Annotated in this window: 14 protein-coding genes and 2 pseudogenes; 8 read left to right on the forward strand and 8 right to left on the reverse strand. The window is 46.9% G+C overall.

From position 1 onward, the window contains the following. Positions 1-28 precede the first annotated feature (28 nt). From QFZ77_RS02965 to QFZ77_RS02990, 6 genes and pseudogenes are all read right to left on the reverse strand, one after another. Positions 29-1,585, reverse strand: a complete 1,557-nt coding sequence (locus QFZ77_RS02965) for a response regulator transcription factor (RefSeq protein WP_307435943.1) — start codon at positions 1,583-1,585, stop codon at positions 29-31. After that, a complete protein-coding gene (locus tag QFZ77_RS02970; protein WP_307435947.1) occupies positions 1,582-3,384 on the reverse strand; it encodes a sensor histidine kinase in 1,803 nt (600 codons plus the stop codon). The genes QFZ77_RS02965 and QFZ77_RS02970 overlap by 4 nt, the downstream gene beginning before the upstream one ends. Positions 3,385-3,539: 155 nt before the next feature. Next, positions 3,540-3,806: a YiaA/YiaB family inner membrane protein gene (locus QFZ77_RS02975; protein WP_281367747.1), complete on the reverse strand. Its 267-nt coding sequence runs from the start codon at positions 3,804-3,806 to the stop codon at positions 3,540-3,542. After that, positions 3,798-3,998, reverse strand: a pseudogene (locus tag QFZ77_RS02980) (YiaA/YiaB family inner membrane protein); the annotation flags it as partial. The pseudogene QFZ77_RS02980 and the gene QFZ77_RS02975, both read right to left, overlap by 9 nt. Positions 3,999-4,601: 603 nt before the next feature. Further along, entirely contained in the window at positions 4,602-5,057 is a 456-nt protein-coding gene (locus tag QFZ77_RS02985) for a hypothetical protein (protein WP_307435950.1), read from the reverse strand. Between the two features lie 10 nt (positions 5,058-5,067). After that, positions 5,068-5,841 (reverse strand): hypothetical protein, encoded by a 774-nt coding sequence (locus tag QFZ77_RS02990; RefSeq protein ID WP_307435952.1) that lies wholly within the window; start codon positions 5,839-5,841, stop codon positions 5,068-5,070. 109 nt (positions 5,842-5,950) lie between these two features. Here QFZ77_RS02990 and QFZ77_RS02995 point away from each other — a divergent pair, with 109 nt between their 5' ends. The 7 genes from QFZ77_RS02995 to QFZ77_RS03025 all read left to right on the forward strand — a co-directional run bounded on the left by QFZ77_RS02995 (position 5,951) and on the right by QFZ77_RS03025 (position 15,801). Continuing rightward, complete coding sequence (locus tag QFZ77_RS02995) at positions 5,951-6,532, forward strand: TetR/AcrR family transcriptional regulator (RefSeq protein ID WP_307435954.1); 582 nt, start codon at positions 5,951-5,953, stop codon at positions 6,530-6,532. Positions 6,533-6,593: 61 nt separating this feature from the next. Further along, positions 6,594-8,468, forward strand: coding sequence for an alpha/beta fold hydrolase (locus QFZ77_RS03000; protein ID WP_307435957.1), 1,875 nt, complete (start codon positions 6,594-6,596; stop codon positions 8,466-8,468). 167 nt (positions 8,469-8,635) lie between these two features. After that, positions 8,636-9,925: a glycoside hydrolase family 18 protein gene (locus QFZ77_RS03005; RefSeq protein ID WP_307435960.1), complete on the forward strand. Its 1,290-nt coding sequence runs from the start codon at positions 8,636-8,638 to the stop codon at positions 9,923-9,925. A 556-nt stretch (positions 9,926-10,481) separates the two neighbouring features. Next, complete coding sequence (locus QFZ77_RS03010) at positions 10,482-13,085, forward strand: Ig-like domain-containing protein (RefSeq protein WP_307435963.1); 2,604 nt, start codon at positions 10,482-10,484, stop codon at positions 13,083-13,085. Positions 13,086-13,229: 144 nt separating this feature from the next. After that, positions 13,230-13,622, forward strand: a complete 393-nt coding sequence (locus QFZ77_RS03015) for a hypothetical protein (protein WP_307435965.1) — start codon at positions 13,230-13,232, stop codon at positions 13,620-13,622. 158 nt (positions 13,623-13,780) lie between these two features. Continuing rightward, on the forward strand, positions 13,781-14,881 hold the full coding sequence (locus QFZ77_RS03020) for a carbohydrate kinase (RefSeq protein ID WP_307435966.1): 1,101 nt from the start codon (positions 13,781-13,783) through the stop codon (positions 14,879-14,881). A gap of 8 nt (positions 14,882-14,889) precedes the next feature. Next, complete coding sequence (locus tag QFZ77_RS03025) at positions 14,890-15,801, forward strand: pseudouridine-5'-phosphate glycosidase (RefSeq protein ID WP_307435970.1); 912 nt, start codon at positions 14,890-14,892, stop codon at positions 15,799-15,801. Between the two features lie 90 nt (positions 15,802-15,891). Here the strand turns inward: QFZ77_RS03025 and QFZ77_RS03030 are convergent, their stop codons facing one another. Both QFZ77_RS03030 and QFZ77_RS38130 read right to left on the reverse strand, forming a co-directional pair. Next, positions 15,892-16,467, reverse strand: a complete 576-nt coding sequence (locus tag QFZ77_RS03030; RefSeq protein ID WP_307435972.1) for a nitroreductase family protein — start codon at positions 16,465-16,467, stop codon at positions 15,892-15,894. Positions 16,468-16,590: 123 nt separating this feature from the next. Continuing rightward, positions 16,591-16,823, reverse strand: a pseudogene (locus QFZ77_RS38130) (hypothetical protein); the annotation flags it as partial. A 532-nt stretch (positions 16,824-17,355) separates the two neighbouring features. On the opposite strand from QFZ77_RS38130, the gene QFZ77_RS03040 reads away from it, so the two are divergent. Continuing rightward, positions 17,356-18,972: an S-layer homology domain-containing protein gene (locus tag QFZ77_RS03040; protein ID WP_307435974.1), complete on the forward strand. Its 1,617-nt coding sequence runs from the start codon at positions 17,356-17,358 to the stop codon at positions 18,970-18,972. Positions 18,973-19,006 lie beyond the last annotated feature (34 nt).

A 19,006-nucleotide genomic window follows, 5' to 3' on the forward strand; every position in this document is an offset into this window, starting at 1 on the left:
GCAGGGTGTCATCCTGTAGCTCTTAAACTTATGATGACACCCTGCCATTCCTGTATTCCTTGGGTGACATTTGGAACTGCTGTTTGAAGACATTCGTAAAATAATTCGGCTCATCAAACCCGATGGCAGAAGCGATCTCGAATATTTTCATATCGGTATTTCGGAGCAGCAAAGCCGCCTTATCCATACGGAAACGGGTAACGAAGCGCGTAAAGCTTTCCCCTGTGGCTTTCTTAAATACGACGCTGAAATAGCTTGGATTTAAATGAATATGCGATGCCACATCGGTCAGTCGGCATTCTTCATTGTAGTGCTCCTCAATATACTTGACGGCTCTCTCGATTAGATTGTCACTTTTGGCCGCCTGCCAGTTGTTAAATTGCTGCAAGAAGTTCTTCACTTGCTCGGCAGCCCAATGAAGGACTTCCTCAGAAGTCCAATGCGTCTGCGGCATTTCGTTAGGGATCCCGGCTAGCGCATTGTTATCGTCGGGATCAAATTGCTTCTGTATCGTTCCAAGCAAAGCAATGGAGAGTGATAAGGCCCCTATTCGCATCTCCTCTGGCGATGAAAGAGATAGCTCTGCCAGCACCCGATCCAAAAGAAGCTGAAGGCTGTCCTCCTGACCGACCAGAATGGCAGACATCAGTTGAACTTCCATCTCTCTAACCCTCGCTTGGTTCAGCGATAGCATAATCCCGGATCCTGCTTCACTTCCAAGCTCAGGAAAGCTATCAACAGACCCGTAAACAACCCCTTTAGTCAACGCATATAACTCCGCCAACTCATTGGCTGAAGGGGCGAGCCCCATTGGAATCATATGCAAACGAATTTTCAAATACTCGAAAGAAGCACTTTGAATGGCTTCTTGCAAACTCTCTTCGACACCATGTTGTGCCGCAACCAGTACAAAGCTGTCATGTTCCACCAATAGCAGTTGCGCCTCCAGCCCCGCTCCATTCACCAGCTCTAGGGCGATATTGGAGAAAGCAAACTGCAGCAGACTCATGTCGCTTTTCCCATACGCTTTATTTGCCAAATCCTCACTGTTCATTTGCAGAAGCCACAGCTCCCTACCAGCCAGACCATCGGTTAGCCTTGCTGCTATGCTCTTCTCATATGGCAAGTCCAGTAAAGCAGCTCGAAGCTCCTGATCTTGCTGGAGCCGCAGCTGCACTTGCTGCTTCTGCTGCTGCGCATATTTAACATAGAACCGCTCGGATGCCTTATTCATCACCTGACGAACATCCTGTTCCGTGCATGGTTTGATCAGAATATCCAGCGCACCATGTCGAACGGCCGCTTGTGCATACTCAAAATTTTTGTATCCCGTCAAAATGATGACAAGCATGTCGGGATGATTCTGCCGCAAATGCCCTACGAATTCGATCCCGTCCATGATGGGCATTCGGATATCGGTCAACACCAAATCAGGCTTAAGCTCATCCAGCAGCGCTAATGCTTCCTGCCCGTTGCTAGCTTCGCCAACCACTTCCCAGCCCAATTCTCTGCCCTCTAACATCTTCATCAACCCTTTTCGAAAATTCGGCTGATCTTCCACTATCAATACTCTCCCGATTCTCATGCTACTGAACCTCCTGTCTCGACGTTGTTTACAAAAGGCAAAATAAGACGCATGGTGGTTCCGCTTTCAATCACGCTATTGATTTCCAGACGATTAGGCGTACCATACACCAGCTCGATTCTCCTTACAACACTGCGAACCCCGAGACTTTCTCGCCCATCTGAACGCTGCGGCAAAGATGAGCCCTGAAAGCCTAGTATCTGCGAAATGGCTACTTCGTCCATACCGCAGCCATTATCCGTTACTTCAATCTCTAGAAAGCCATCGCGACTGCTCGCTTTAATCAACAGCACTTTATGCGACACTTTGTTGCGAAAGGCATGCATAAACACGTTTTCGACTAATGGCTGGAGAAGAGATCGCATAACCTGGCCGTTCAGAACGTCATCATCCGCTTGAATAATCGTCTCCAAGTCCGTTTCGAAGAGCTCCTTTTGCACCTTCAAATAGTTACGGATCTGCTGAAATTCTTCCCTCACAGTGGTTAGGGTACGCACAGGCATCAACGAGTACTTGAGCATTTCCGATATGGCCGCGATCAATGCCGCCGTTTCGATCTCGTCTTGCAGATAAAGCTTCCAATAAATTTCGTTAAACATATTATGCAGAAAATGTGGATTCAATTGGGCCTGAAGCGCTTTAAGCTCTGCTTCCTTCTCACTTAACTGCGTCAAATACACTTCCTTGATCAGCCTTCCGACTTGTTCCGCCATTGCGTTGAAGCTCTCTCCGATATAAGCCAGCTCATCTTTGGTTCGAATCTCGATGCGCGTATCGAAATCACCAGATCTTACCTTGCGCAGACCCTGCAGCAAATCCTTGAGCGGCCGCAGCAGATTGCCTGTGGAGAGTACGATCAACACACTGGTAAGAAGGATGCTGATCAGGCCAGAGTATACGATTTTCTGGAATAAATCTCGATTCTTGCTTTGAATGGCCGTAAGAGAAGTTCCGCTGACCAGCTTGAAGGAAGTCACTTTCGACTGTGCTTGAACGAACAGATGATTATCCATTAGCTGAGTTTGATTCAAATTTTTCAGCCGTTCCCGTTTATCTACCGAGCTCTCCGGCGAATTGCTAAATAACAGCTCATTATTCTTGTTGAACAAATAGACTTCGCCCTCTCCATTCTTCGTCAGTTCCTTGAGAGAACCTGAGAAGAACGATTCATCAAAAGCCATCACGAGCACACCATACGTGTTCAAAGCGCTATTTTTCATCCATCGAGCCACAATGATTGTGTTTCTGAATCCGCTTGGCTCCACGGAGGATGGCAATGGCATATTAATCCATACGAGGTCCCCGTAGGTGTCGTTGACTTTAGAACGAATTGCGCTGAATACGCTCTCATTCGGCATATTTATTGCCGAGGTGGTATAACTGAAATATGAAGGATTTCCTTTGAGGTCATATAAGTACATACCAGTAATGTACGGCGCATCCGATTTAATCTGGAAAATCTGTTCTTCAATTTGCTTTTTATTGTAATACAGATTAAATGGATCGGAATCTTCGCTCGAATTGATCCGTGTTATGACCTTTTCGATTTCAGGATTAAATACGACCGTTTGTGAGATCCGTACAACCTCCTGTACTTTCAGGTCCATCTTCGCCAGTGCCTCTTCGTTCGTACTTGAAAACTGCTTACTGATTTCTTCTTCAAACAGTGTCAAGTTATAGCGATACGTTAAATAACCTGTTATGCCGAAGGTCAGCAAAATGATGACGGATAAGCTGAGAATCAGTTTTACCCTGAAGCTGCGGTTAATGCTTAGTAAAAGTCGACTCCATGATCTCATCTCATTTACCCCTATATCTTCGTATTGACCAATCCCTTGACGACATTATAGCAACTTCATTCGTGTTCTTGCTATCCTTTTAGTCATATAGGAAGAAATTGAAAAAAGTTTAGTTCATCGACCATGAACTAAACTTCTTGGTAAAGTGCTGTGTTCTACAGCTCTTCGAATTTATTTTCGAATTTATTTTCAACCGGTTGCAGGAGCTCATCATCGTTGTTGTCACGCACCGTTTTTTGGAGAACAAAGGAGGACATCGTCAGGAACAAGGCCGTAACAGCGTAATAGCCTTTGACAGAGAGCAACTGCTCTAGATTAATAATCCCGATAAACATACCCAGAAGCGCTAGAGCGAACGAGCTCCATGCCAAGAAGGTGAAAGCCGCTGTGTTGCGTTTGCGTGATCCGTAGCCATCCTCCAAATTATCACGAATGACCTTCTGTAAGACAAAAGCCGACATCGTGAGAAATAACGCGCATACTGCGAAGTAACCTTTGACACTCAGTGCTTCTTCCAATGTATAAATCCCGATGAACATCGCCAGGAATGCCCCAATGAAGGATGTCCAAGCCATAAAAGTAAATGCTGTCGTGTTCCGTCTCCGATTATCCATCATCTCAAAAGCCCCCTGTGGTTGCTGTCGCAACGCTTTAGTGTCTTGCTCTTGTGTCTTATTATAGGAGATAGTTCCCCTCCCAGATAGTACTATTTACCAATAGTACCCGAATGCTTCAGCATTTAAAATACAGCTCACCATCGTTCTTGGGCGGAGTGTGGTAAAATTGGCGCAAAGCACATTACGCTGCTCAAGGCGTAAAAGCTTCCTCTGGCTTATCCGGGTAATGTTGTACGTTGTACAACTTGCCTTCTTAATTCCCACTTTCCACTAAACAAACAATTATCAAATAATCAAATAAACAAGACAAACCAGACAAACCAGACAAGACAACCACACAAACCACCAACACCAAGAACGCATAGACACTTACTGAATAATTAAGCACGTATCCACAATCTCACTCAATCAACAAACAACTCCAACGCATAGTCACTCACTAAATGATTATGCATTGTCTCCACAATCTCACTTAACTCTGCAAACTCCATAGCTAAATAGGGGTAAGATTCCGCCTTCCCCGTACCCCAACACATCAAAAATAACCCATTCGAGCGTTGACTCGCACGGGTCTTCTTCTGGTTTTTACACAGCAAAAATTCATTCACATATGGCTACACCAAAGGCATGATGCTCCCAGAAGACAGCCTGAATTTGCTTGGTTTCCTCTTTGATGCAGGCGACAAGCACAATAACTTCCGTAATTTTGTCTCTGGATGGGAGATTGGCTTTCTTCTTTTTTTTATGAGCAATATCAATTAAGACTCCAATGATGAAACCCACAGCTGCGCCAATAAGGCCCCAAAGTATGGCCCCTCCCTTTAAAATAAAGCCATAGGAAGAGCCAATTACTGTGAGCGCCGTTGCCAGGGCAGTCCCGGCATCAAATAAACTAACGCCATCGGAGCGATGGATCGTGTCGAACATTTTCGGTTTGTTGGGTCTCCCTTGCAAAGAAACAGCATAAATGTGTTCTTTTGGTATACCCGCCTCTTCAAGAGCAGTAATCGCCAGCTCCAAATAGATCGAATGTTCAAATGATGCTATTACATGCATGGTGTCACCCTCATTTTCGAAGCGAAGATTTAGGAAATGGAAATTGGGGATACTGATAATCCTCTCGCAGCAAGATAGCCTGCTCATGATCAAATAGCTTGTTATATTCGACCGTATTTACATAAGCATCGTAGACAGAAAAACCGTAAAGAGAAGGTAAAAATATAAGCCAATGCATACTCACCACACTAGCCGACTGCGTTAAGTCCCACATGAGTAAATAATGAATTCCTTCGAGCAAATGTGAGAAATAGGCGAGCAAAATCCAGCTCACAAGTATAAAAAAAGCATTGATAATCCGATGCGAATAAAGCTGTCCCATTCCCGGCATCAACAAGGACCAGACCATCGCTAGCCATGGCGAGCGTTTATCTAGGTAGTTAATTTCCATACCCGACATTTTAAAAGAATCAACCGGAGCATTCTCCCTTTTGGCCAAAATAAATTGATGATTCAAATCCACGGAGGTTCGATAGCTGTCGTAGATCGCAAATAAATAAACTGGCACATAGAGTGACATCCACCGAATATTTAGCACTTCATTGGCTTTCTCGAATTGACCAGTGAAGGTGTAGACGATCGCTTCGTTCAAATGCATCTGGGTATTAATGAACATTTCCCATCCAATGAGGATAAAGCCGCGAAAATATTTGGATAGCAGTAAATGACCAAAGCCCGGAAAGGCAGCGGCCCACCATACAATAATGAATGGATTGCGCAAATGCAATTGGGTAATTCCTAATACACTGACAAAAGCAATTTGACGGCGAGGCTTGGTTCTCATGTGCAGCATCCTTAAGAATCAGTTTCCAATAATGCTATTATCTTCTTTCGCATGTAAGATATACATATCGGATTTGACAATTGATTTTTAGTACCCTATAGTACTATTTATGAAAAAGGAAAAGAGATTAACCAACCGTGATCTTGTGATTCAAGTGGCAACGGACTTGTTCCTGACAAAAGGCTATTTAGCAACCAGCATGGACGAAATCGTTGCAGTGAGCAAAGTGTCCAAAACGAACATTTATTATTATTTCAAACGTAAAGAAGACCTGTTGACCGCAATTCTCGAACAACTAATACACACCTATAACGAGATGATTCAGGAGACCGTGTCACGTTCGGGATTAAGTGTGCAGGAGCGCTTCACTGCTCTCTTACAAGTGCTGACAGGACTTGAATGGACTTCCTTAGGCGGATGCCCGTTTCTCACTCTGTACACACAGATGCCGCAGGATGCAAATGTACTACGGGAGAAAGTGAGCGTTTTTTTCCGGGACCAAATGCTTACGGTGGAAGCCCTGCTCATCGAGGGTGTTCATAACAAGGAGTTTTCATCCACCCTACCGACAAAAGCCACGGCTCAATTGATCGTTTCGACGATAGAAGGCGGGCTGTTCCTGCAGCATGCAAGCCAAGACCCAGCTATGTTGAGTCAAACTCTTTCTACTTTAGCCTTGTTGCTAAAGTAATTTTTTTAATCATCATTAGTACTATTTAGTACTAAAAAAATAATGAAGGGCAGGCAATTAGATGGCACATATTTTCATTACAGGCGGTACTGGGTTCATAGGTTCGTATACGTTAGAGCAGCTATCTCGTGAGGATCATACCGTTTCGGTGCTCGTTCGTTCCAAAGCTCGATGGGAGCAGATCCGCAAGCAATTAGGTTGGCTCAGCGGTGATGGTCAGAGGGAAACTAGCGTGGGAAATGAGCGATTTTCCCCGGTTATAGGAGATTTAAGCTTACCCGGCCTTGGATTAAACGCACCTGCCATGGCGTCAGTGCTAACGGCAGATGTAATCATTCACGCGGGTGGGCCGATGGATATTCGGATCGGGGAGTCTGAGGCCCGTGCGGTTTTCCTGCAAGCCGCCGAGGAATTGCTAAGTTTGGCTTCGCAAATTCAAACGCGTAAAGGTTTGCAGCATTTCATCCATATTGTCGGCTTTAAAAGTCCCTTTACAGAGGATAATTTCCACAATCCAGCACCTATTATCGCTAGTTTAGAGCAGGAATCTCCTTACGAGCTTATGAAATTTCTAGCTGATTTGCGCATTCGCCAAGGAGCGAAGCAGCTAAATTTTCCTCTATCTGTCGTCCATCCAAGCGTTCTAATTGGCAGCTCAAAGCACGGGGACACCCCGCAAACAGGAGGACTCGGTATTCTCGTGCGGGCCACCGCACGCAAGTTGATGAGTATTACACCCGGTGGTAACTCCCATTGGCTGCCCCTCTTTCATGTCAATCACGCTGCTGAGTTCATTAGCGCTCTGGCGAAGGAATCGAATCCCGTTAGCCAAACCTACTACTTACTGGATGAGAAGAAGCAAAGTCCCTCGATGACAGAGCTCGTGTCGGGCATAGCCAAGGAACTTCGTGTCAGTAATCCATGGGGAGCGATCTCACCTAAATGGTTGTCAAAGATTCTTGGGAGTCATCTTGGACGGAAAATCGGAATTCCTAAGGAATCCCTCGATTTTATCGTAAACGTCAATCAGGCTTATCCACTAACTGCCTCACAAGACATGCAGCGAAAGTACGGATTGGAGCACGCGATAAACTCCTCGATTATGCCCTATACCATCTCAGATCTCGATTTTCGTCTCGTTCATTCGCACTCTCAGGCAGATGGATATATACGGGGTAAAAGAGGGCCTTTGGCCACACTGGAACGGGCGGGATCAGCCAAAGGGAAGCCTCCGATCCTGTTCGTTCACGGCACTCTAAGCGGAGCCGATTGCTTGCTTCCGCTGGCCGAGCAATTCCCTGAGTTTTCCGTCTGCCTGGTCGATCTCCCAGGCTTCGGCCGTTCGCCCTATCACCACGGTGCGGATGTGATAGAAGGGCATATCGAATCGCTTGTCCAGGCGATTCGGGCTTTCGAGACCCCGGTTACGCTCGTGGGGCACTCGCTGGGCGGACTGCTCGCCGCCCACGCCTACGCTCGCGTACCGGAACAAATCCACAGGCTGCATCTGCTGCAGCCTGCTTTGCACAGCGCTGCGCGGAGATACCGCAGCGCGCGAATCAACGAAGCCGCGCTGCGCATGCTGCGTGCGCCCAGCTTGCGGAAGCAGCTTCAGGCGCAGAGCTGCTTCACGGACATAAGTGACATACCGCCCGCGTATGTCACTTATGTCCTGGCCGAGCTGCAGTCGCCGCGTGTGCGGAAGACGACTGCGGAGACCCTCTCTGCGCTGACGCGCGCAGAGAGCTTCACCCAGCTGCAGCCGGGTGCGCTGCTGCTGGGTGAGGCGTCGATCCTGTGGGGAACCCAGGATCGGGCGTACCACCTGCCGGAGCGCTTTCGCTCCGCCCGCACGGTGGAGATAGCGGCTTCTCACCACTTCCCTATCTCGCATCCGGCAATGACCGCTCAGCTCCTGAGGCAGCAAGGTCTATAATCTTTATCGCAAGAACTCGATTCTCCCTGCCGCAGCGAGGCAAGGATGTCAATCGAGTTCTTTGCTTTTTCCAGTAGACATACACCCATCTCCTTCCCTTCGAATAAGGTAAAGAAAAAGTAGGCTCGGATATCACGCCTTTGCTTACGAAGAAAGGGAGGAACCCTATGCAAATCCACGTTGTCCAGAAGGGACAGACGTTATACCGCATTGCGCAAACGTATGGAGTGTCGGTGGATACGATCACAACAGCCAATGAGATGACCCCAAGCCAATCCCTGGTCATCGGACAGGCATTGGTCATTCCGATTGTTGGCTCGTACTACTGGGTACAGCCCGGTGAAGGGCTCTATTTGATTGCCCGAAAGCTCGGAATCGACCTGCAGACTCTCGCCTCCGTCAATAGACTAACCATGTATCAATCTTTACCTGTTGGCTTTCGGCTCTATATTCCACCAACCCCTCGTACGCAGGCAGAAGTTAATGCTTATTTAGAGCCTCGCGGGACTGACGTATCGCCCGTTCTCATTCAATCCGCCAAGGAAGCCGCCCCTCATCTTACGTACTTAGCTCCATTCAGCTTCCGTATTAATCGGGACGGCACCCTCCAAGCCCCACAGTTGGACGATCTTCGCGGGATTGCCTCACAGCATGGCGTTACCTTGATGATGGTTGTGACCAATCTCGAACATGACCAATTCAGCGCTGAGCTCGGACATATTATCCTCACCGACGACACCGTTCAGAATCGTCTGCTTCAGACCATTAAAAGCACCGCCAAACAATATGGATTCCGCGATATCCATTTCGACATTGAGCATCTGTTCCCCGATGATCGTGACGCCTACACACGCTTCCTTCGGAAAGCGGCGGCACAACTCCATCAAGAGGGCTACTTGATGTCCACGGCGCTCGCGCCGAAAACAAGCGCCGCTCAAGCTGGCGCCTGGTACTCTGCGCATGATTACAGAGCGCATGGCCAGATCGCCGATTTCGTCGTCATCATGACGTACGAGTGGGGCTACAGCGGCGGCCCCCCTATGGCCGTCTCCCCCATCGGTCCCGTGCGCAAAGTGCTGGAGTACGCCATAAGCGAGATGCCCGCATCCAAAGTCATGATGGGCCAAAATCTGTACGGCTACGACTGGACGCTGCCCTATGTCCCAGGGGGCGCCTTTGCAAAGGCCGTCTCTCCGCAAGCGGCTATTGATCTGGCCCGCAAGTATAATGCGCAGATCCTATACGATTACACGGCGCAAGCCCCGCACTTCAACTACTGGGACGATGCTGGCAAGGAGCACACAGTCTGGTTCGAAGACGCACGCTCCATTCAAGCGAAATTCCGCTTGTTGAAAGAGCTTGGCTTACGCGGGATTAGTTACTGGAAGCTTGGTCTTAAATTTCCGCAAAACTGGCTGCTCCTTGAGGAAAATTTCAAAGTCGTGAAGCGATCATAACATCGGATGGAAGCGACGCACTTATAAAGAAATAAAAAAAAATAGCTTCCCCCGTCCTTGGTTGAGAGTGTTTATAAAGTTTGATGCAAAGCAATCTACGCCCCAAGTCAGCTAGAGAAGCATAGTTACTTACCGAATGATTATGCAAATCCACAATTCACTTAGCTAGCAAAGATCCGTAGCTAACTATCCTAAATAAGGTAAGCTTATTGACTAGTATGCTTATCTATTAAGGAGGATCCCATGACGGATCCTCCTTTTTCTAACCTCGACCTGCCTCTATAAAGAATAACAACTTGCTGCAACCTTTGTTTGCAGCCTCCCGTCTAAGCTTAAGTAATTTTTACCAATTGCATAGGTTGGACTTATATTCATCAGTAATCTGGCGCACAAACTTGCTGGCAATTGTGGAATTTAAAACTATTAGTCCATGGATGTATTTGGGAATTTATTGTGAAAAGTATTCACTTTCAGCCTCTAGATTCCGATAATAAACAGGTTCCATAATTTTCATATACATAATCATTGAGGAACATAATCGGAGGGAATCAGAGCAATGAAGTCCAGACAAAGCAAGTGGTTATCCTTGGTATTTATCTTTATTCTAGCTACGCAATCCTTAGTAACAGGAACCGCTTTTGCAGCTGATGAGATTTCTAAACTCGTCCTGAATAAAAACGAGCTTGCCTTGCAAGTCGGAGATACAGCCAATCTGACAGCAACCGCCATCTTCGTAAGCGGCTCCACCGAGAATGCAACCGTCAAAACCGATTGGAATTCAGGTTCAACCGATGTTGCCTCCGTCTATGCGGGTGTGGTGACAGCCAAAAAAGAAGGCAAGGCCGTAATAACTGCCACGTATATGGGTAAGACCGTAATCGTTAACGTTGATGTTACCAAAAAGGTAAAATCGTTAACCAAAGATAAACAGTCCCTGGCTCTTCGCCTTAATGCGACTGATCAAGTTAAGATTACAGCTTTTTACGATGACGGCACTTCCGAAGATGTAACGAGCAAGGCTGATTACACCGTTGATACGAGCTCTATTGTGACGGTAACGAATGGATTAGTGAAGGGACAAAATCCCGGCAGTGCAACGATTACGATTAAATACATGAATCAATCCCTGACATTGCCAGTCGATGTTGAAGTTGTAAGGCGTATTGATGCTGTGAAGTCCAGTATATCCCTACTTCTTAACGGAACAGAACCGATCGTACTGAACGCTACGTACCCAGATGGTACAGACGCAGACGTATCCGCCAAAGCCGTATGGACCACTGACAAACCGAACGTTGCTGATGTAATTAATGGTTCAGTTAAAGGTTACGGTGTAGGTACAGCTAATTTAACTGCCACATACGGTACTAAGTCGACAACGGTTAAAGTTGATGTGGACAGTACGTTGAAACTCACATTAGATCAACCAAATGTCTTAATGAAGAAAAATGCCATTAAAGATCTGAAATTAGAAGCTACCTACATCGACAGCGCTACACCCGTTGACTTTACAGATCGAGCCGAATGGGCTTCGAGTGATGAAGATATCGTCCAAGTCACCAAAGGTAAGCTAACTGCCATATCCATAGGTGAAGCGACGATTTATGCCAAGTACGGCGATAAAGTGATTACGGCTAACGTTGACGTTGAAGTTCCTCGCCGTTTAGTCGTTAGTACCGACCTTCTCTCTATGCAAGTAGGTCAAGTGCTTCCTGCCCTTACTCTGACGGCTACTTATGCCGATGGTACAAGCGATAATACCATCGCAGATAGCGCGGCTTGGAGCGTGGATAACGACGCCGTTGCATTTGTCAGTAAAGGTTTAGTTAAAGCTTATAAATCCGGTGAAGCCACTATAACCGCGAAATACGGTGGCAAAACAACGACAACCAAAGTCGAAGTCGATATCCCTACGACCATCAAAGCAAGTAAAAAAGCCGTTAATTTACAAAAAGGCGGGTCCGATAAAGTCACGTTGACCGCTTATTTCAAAGACAACAGAGAATTGGATGTCACATCCCTGGCAGAATGGACGACCGGCTCCAAAGATATCGCCGAAGCTCGCAGCGGAGACATTACAGGTATCGCTACTGGCGCAACAACGATCACAGCCAAATACGGTACACGTACAACCGTCATTCAAGTATCGGTAGGCGTATTAAAGAGTCTAACGGTCAGCCAAGAAAAGCTCGTTATGAAAAAAGACGATACGGTTAATTTAACAGCAGAAGCTATATATACAGATGATACAAAAAACAGTAACGCAGCCGCAGATGTCATTTGGACAAGCAGCAACGTCAAAGTAGCCACTGTTGACGGGGGTAAAGTGAAAGCTGTAGCTTCAGGAGAAGCCACCCTGACCGCTCAGCTGGATAGTAAGACTGTGACCATAACAGTCCAAGTCGATATGGCCAGTGATCTATCGGCGAATGTCGCCAATTTAGTTTTTGACTTAAATGAAACAAGATCCATCGTACTGACGGCTACAGATGCAAGCGGCGCAGCTCGCACTGTAACTAATGAGGCTGAGTGGAAATCAAGCAGCAGCACCATCGCGCTAGTATCCAAGGGTGTTGTAACACCAGTTTCCCGAGGTAAAGCAACCATAACGGCAACTTATGGCGGTAAAAGTGTATCCATTCCGGTTGAAATCGGTGTGATTCAGACACTAGTCGCTGATAAATCTTTCATCGTCACCAAAAGCGGCGATCAAGTTCAAGTGAAATTAACCGCTACTTTAGCCGACGGCACTACCAAAGATGTCACAGAAACAGCAACCTGGAAAGTCATGGCCTACAAGCTAGGAACCGTTACGGATGGGCTTTTCACAGCAACTGCTTCAGGTAAAACAACGATCACCGGGTCCTTCGGCGGCAAAATGGTCGCTATTCCCGTCGAAATCGATTCACTGAAATATTTGAAAACAGATAGCGTCAAAATCGAGCTGCAAGAAGGCAAAACAGCTAAGATTGAGGCGTTGGCTACCTACACAGACGGGTCTGAAGAAGATGTAACCAAGCCTGCTCTATGGACGTCATCGAACATCATGATTGCTGATGTGAAGGATGGTATCATCCGTGCAACCGGTAAAGGGACTGCTAGAATTACGGTCACGTATTCCAACATGAGAACGACCGTACAAGTGACAGTTACGAAGTAATACCAATGAAACCGTTGTTCCCAAATTGGGGAACAACGGTTTTTTTTCAATTTTACAGAAAGCAGCATAAGTTCTTGCACATAGGGGAATATATCCATACCTACACTTACAGAACCCATTCAACAAATCTTGGAGGTATGGATCATGGTTTCTAGATTTATGAAGTTGGGGATGGTTTCTTTTTTGTCAATCACAGCCCTCCTTGGGGCTCATCAGTATCATCGTATGCATTCTCCTGACCAGCAAATGATTTCGCAAGCAGATAGTAGGGAAGCTGCCAAACAAGGCTCACCAACTTTCTTTGACACGAATCCTTTCGGCATGCCTGGTGCGGATGGAAATTTGCGTACAATGGGCAGTATGAATAGTCATGCAGCTGCATATGGACTTACACCGCCAACGTCGATGAAGACTTTAACTGTCCATGCCCAGGCAGCAAGTGGAGCGAACGACGAAGCTCCGCCCTGGTGGAATTACCTCGGTCTGCTTGGTTTGCTCGGACTGCTCGGACTCCGCAAACGTTCCCGGACTTCTTAGTGTGAAATATGAGGATTGGTTTAAGAGCCTTGTTCCTGGTATAGGGGAAGGCTTTTTTCTGTTTCGTCAGATTGTTTACGGACATTTGTTTATACAATAGACATTTGTTTTTGTTTGCGTTAAACTAAAGGCAGTTATTCGTTTGAAAGGAGCTTTTCATGGATCGTGAACAGCAAATTTTAGCACTCATACGTCAAAATCCATTCATTTCCCAAATTGAAATTGCCAGTGTCATAGGTATTTCCCGATCTGCTGTTGCCGGCTATATTGCTGCGTTGACCAAGAAAGGTACGATCCGAGGCCGCGCCTATGTCACATCTGATGAGCAAACCATCATGTGTATCGGCGGCGCGAACCTCGACAGTAAAGCGGCCAGCAAGCAGGCCATTCGTCTGGCCTCCTCCAATCCGGTCACGGTCACCGAGTCCTGCGGCGGTGTTGCGCGCAATATCGCGGATACACTAGCTGGTTTATCCTGCCGGACAGCACTCCTAACTGTTGTCGGTGACGATAAGGCCGGCCAGTGGGTGCTTGAAGAAACACGTAAGCGCGGTGTTGATGTCAGCCAAACGATTGTCCTACAGGGCGAGAACACAGGTACCTACACGGCACTGCTCGATGCCTCGGGCGAGATGTTTTTGGCTTTTGCCAATATGGAAATTTACGATAAATGTACACCCCAGCTTTTGATGGACAAATGGTCCCATATTGCCGCTTCACAGCTCGTCATTGCCGATACGAATTTGCCTGCGGATACGCTCCAAGAATTAATTAAGCGCTGTAAAGAAGAAGGCATCACGCTATTCATTGACCCTGTCTCTTCCGAAAAAGCGAAAAAGCTCCCACAGGAGCTTCATGGTGTTACAGCAATCTTCCCTAACCTTGAAGAAGCCCGTCTGCTTGCTGGTTCCTCGGTAGATACTGATCAAGATTACGACAAGCTGGCTAGAGCTATTCAGGCACGGGGTGTGAAACACGTATTCATTACACTCGGCAGCGTGGGTGTCATGTATGTTGGCGAGGAAGGTGAGCAGCTTTTCCCTCCTATTCCTACCAAAGTCGTAGAAGTAACCGGCGCAGGCGATGCTCTCGTCGCTGGTATCGCATATGGTGTTATGCATCAACATACCTATATCGACGCCTGCTCCTATGGTCTCGCTGCGGCACATATTACGCTTCAAACCGATCAATCCGTAGCAAGCGAGCTAACCGAAGAACGACTGCAACAAACTATACTAACCATAACTAAAGGAGACTGATCCCTATTATGAATACTTCCTACCTGACATTTACCGACGAAGTGAAAGATGCTCTCGCGAACAATAAGCCAATCGTAGCCTTGGAGACAACGATTATTTCCCACGGAATGCCTTATCCGCAGAACATTGAAATGGCTAAAAAAGTTGAGCAAATTATCCGCGACAACGGCGCCGTTCCAGCAACAGTTGGTATTATGGATGGCAAAATCAAGATCGGCTTGAACGAGCAGGAGCTTGAGGCTTTCGCGACAACGGCCAATGTAGAAAAAGTTAGCCGTCGTGACTTCCCTTACATCCTATCATCAGGCAAAATCGGCGCAACGACTGTTGCTGCAACGATGATCGGCGCGGCGCTTGCCGGCATCGAAGTGTTCGCTACCGGCGGTATCGGCGGTGTTCACCGCGAAGGTGAAGTAACGATGGATGTCTCCGCCGACTTGACGGAGCTGGCACAAACGAACGTCGCTGTCGTCTGCGCAGGCGTGAAGTCGATCCTCGATATTGGCCGTACGCTCGAGTATTTGGAAACCCACGGCGTACCCGTGGTTGGTTACAAAACGAGCGAGTTCCCGTCCTTCTACGCCCGCGAAAGCGGCTACGGCGTAGACTTCCGTCTCGATGAGGCAGCCGATGTTGCGGCCATGCTGCGCACCAAGTGGGAGCTGGGCCTCGCTGGCGGCGCCATCATCGCCAACCCGGTCCCCGCGGAATCCGCGATGGACCATCTCGCGATCGAAGGCGTCATCCAGCAAGCACTGGCTGAGGCCAAAGATCAAAACGTGACCGGCAAGAAGGTCACGCCTTTCCTGCTAGCGCGCATCAAACAGCTGACCGAAGGTCGCAGCTTGGAGACGAACATCGCGCTCGTTTACCACAACGCGCAAACGGCCGCGCGGGTTGCGGTTGCGCTTAAGAAATAAGTTATGACACTCTCGTTGTCATAACAAGGACAAAAAAAAGACTATTTTTCACCGTTACACGTGAAAAATAGTCTTTTCTTATATTTGGGGCTATTCGCTTACCCAAATCGTCTTCTGCGCGAACGGCACCCGTGCTGCCTTCGGTATTTCCATGTCCGGGTAGCCGATGTAGATGAATCCGACCAGCTCCTCTTTTCCCACTAGACTGAACGTCTCCCGCATCTTCGGATGATAGGTAGGTGCACCCGTGCGCCATATCGTTCCTAGGCCTAGTGCGTGCGCTGTAAGCAGCATATTCTGCACAGCGGCATGCGCAGCCGCATATTCCTCGATCTCCGGAACTATTGGCTTCACTGAAGGTGTTACAGCCACGGCAATAACAACAGGAGCACGGAACGCTTTCTTCTCCTGAGCGCTTTTCAGCTTGGATAACTCCTCCTCAGAAAGTGTCGGATCTGCTTCTGCAGCGGCAACCTCCGCGTAGCCTCGCCCTAGCAATCTTCTGCCTTCACCGGTCATAACCCAGAATTTCCATGGCTCTGTATGACAATGGTTAGGGGCCCATATGCCTGCTTCAAGGATTTCTTCGATTAGCGGTTTGTCGACAGGATCCTGGTTGACCTTCCCGATACTGCGGCGATGGCGAATCGCTTCTTTTATATCCATGAATCTCACTTCTCTCCCTTTTGCTTATTCTATCTCTATTGTTGCACGACCCAAGCACCCTCTGCAAACCTACATTGGAAGCATCGTCCTAATAGCTATGAGCTTTTCCTGTACCTCAATGAATCATGCTTTCACTGCATTTTGCGGCAGCTCAATATCATGCAAATTCAGCTTTTTATCAGTCGGAAGAAGGCTGCTAACAATCCGATTAACGGTAAAAAGGCACAGAGCTTAATAACAAAGGTAATGCTTGTTGCATCCGCCAGCGTCCCCAGCACAGCTGATCCGATCCCGCTTAAACCAAAGGCCAATCCGAAGAACAATCCTGATACCGTACCCACTTTGCCTGGCAGCAGTGGAATTTTCATCCTATTTTTTACAATGTGACTTTTAATGTTCCTAAAAGATCTCGGTAAGCTTCCTTAGAAAAAATTAAGGAAATTGTTGTACGTTGTACAACTTGCCTTCTTAATAGACGACATGAAAAAAAGGACTTCATCGAATTTAACATTCGCGGAAGTCCTTTTTTACCTATATTTATAAGACTTATTTGTCTTTTTTAGCGTGTGAACCGTCGCAGTTACCTTCAGTGTTTTGTGTGTTTCCGCATGCGCATTTACCCATGATGTCAGCCTCCTCACTTGTTTGTGCGCTGAGGTAATTATATCCATTACACTTACATTTATAAAGCGAATAATTAAAAGTTGGTAATTGAGTTTACTTATCATTCTCATTGCACTCGTCCGCACTTTTTTAGCACTCTCCTACCGAGACTGCCAAGAATTTGACAATGACGTGCTCCATCATGCAAGGTATAGTTATAGCAACAGAACATGAACGATAGTTTGCTAGATTCAAAATTTATTTAATTAACCCTTGGGAGGTACTATGAAATCCACTAAACTCACGATGATCGCGACGGCCGCAATGGCTTTCTCCTTATTTACTTCAGCTGCACTTTCTCTTCCAGCTTCCGCTGCAGCCAAAACAAGTGCTGATTTTACAGATTTGGCCGGTAGTGATGCCGCGCTTAAAGCTAAGATTGATGCGATGATTGCAGCTGGTATTTTTGAAGGTGTCTCAGACAACACATTTGGCATTACGCAAAATATGACTCGTGCTCAATTTGCCAAAGTAGCCACTTTGATTTACAACATCACCGTTGATCCTGCCGTTAAGGTGTCCAGTTTCTCTGATGTTAATGCCAATGATGCAGCAAATGGATGGGCTATCCCTTATATTGAAGCAGCCAAAAAAGCAGGCCTCATAGACGGTGTTACAGACACCACTTTCGTGCCCGGCGATTCTGTAACAACAGCTCAGCTGGATACCGTACTGCTTAAAGGTTTAGGCAAAAAGATTTCCATGACAGGCTCACCTTGGTACGCAGATGCTGTGAAACAAGCAACAGAACTTGGTATTCACCCTATTAGTAAATCTGGCGACCAGCCTGCCAATCGCGCTGACCTTGTTCTAAGCTCTTACACAGCTCAGCAAGTTTTCGGGGATCAAACACGCATTTCGATTACGAAAACACAAGCCTCTTCTTCCGACAATAAGAAGGTTCAAGTTACTTTCAATAAAAAAGTGGATGTTAGCAAAGCAACGCTCACTTTGAAAAATGGTTCAACTGTCGTCCCTACAACCACAGAGTGGGCTAGTGATGGTCAATCGGTAACATTAACGGCTACTCTTGCGCTCGCTGCGGGCGATTACACAGTAACGCTTGGCGGACTCGATGCTTCCACTGTCCAAACAACAACTGGCAGCTTTAGCGTTACAGCTCCTAGCGCAGGGAACATTTCGATTAACGGCACCTATACACTAGCTAGTGTGCTCGATAGCGGTCTAACAGATGCAGCAACAGGATCAAACGGTCTAGTTAACAAAATAACTGCTGAAGATCCAACGCTCAGTAAATTAGCTAAAGAAATTGAAATTAAAGTGACATCCGCTAGTGGAGATCCCATTGCTATCCCTGGAGTTGTTCAATCCGTTCATTCCTCTGATTCTAGTATTGCTAAAGTAGGTCTTACTTCTGACCATCATGCTTACGTTCTAGGCAACAAGCCAGGAACTGCAGACATCAGTGTCCTTGTCCAAATTGGAAATGGCGAGGCAAAGCAATTACACGTTACTGTCACGGTTAAAAACGACGCGATCACTGCCAAGGAAATAAAAGCAGGACAAACTTCCATTGATAAGACGGTAATGACGGTAACAGGGGGCGTTTATAGCTTCAATGCTTATTCGGCAATGGACCTTACCATCACTGATAACTACGGTATTACGTATAAAACTGCGGACATTAAAGGCTATAATTTCGCACTAGGCACCCTTTTCATCACGAATGATATCAAAGGAAATGCTGCTGTCGGAGCTGTTGGAACCGTTAGTATCGATCCAGACGGTACCGTACGTGTAACTGGGAATGTGACTTCCTTCGAATTAACCGCGGTTACCTCAACAGGTGAAAAAGTAACAAGCTATGTGACGCTTAACTAAGTGTAGAACCAACGAAAGACCGTCAGGGACACCC

The organism is Paenibacillus sp. V4I3 (genome assembly GCF_030817215.1).
GTDB lineage: Bacteria > Bacillota > Bacilli > Paenibacillales > NBRC-103111 > Paenibacillus_E.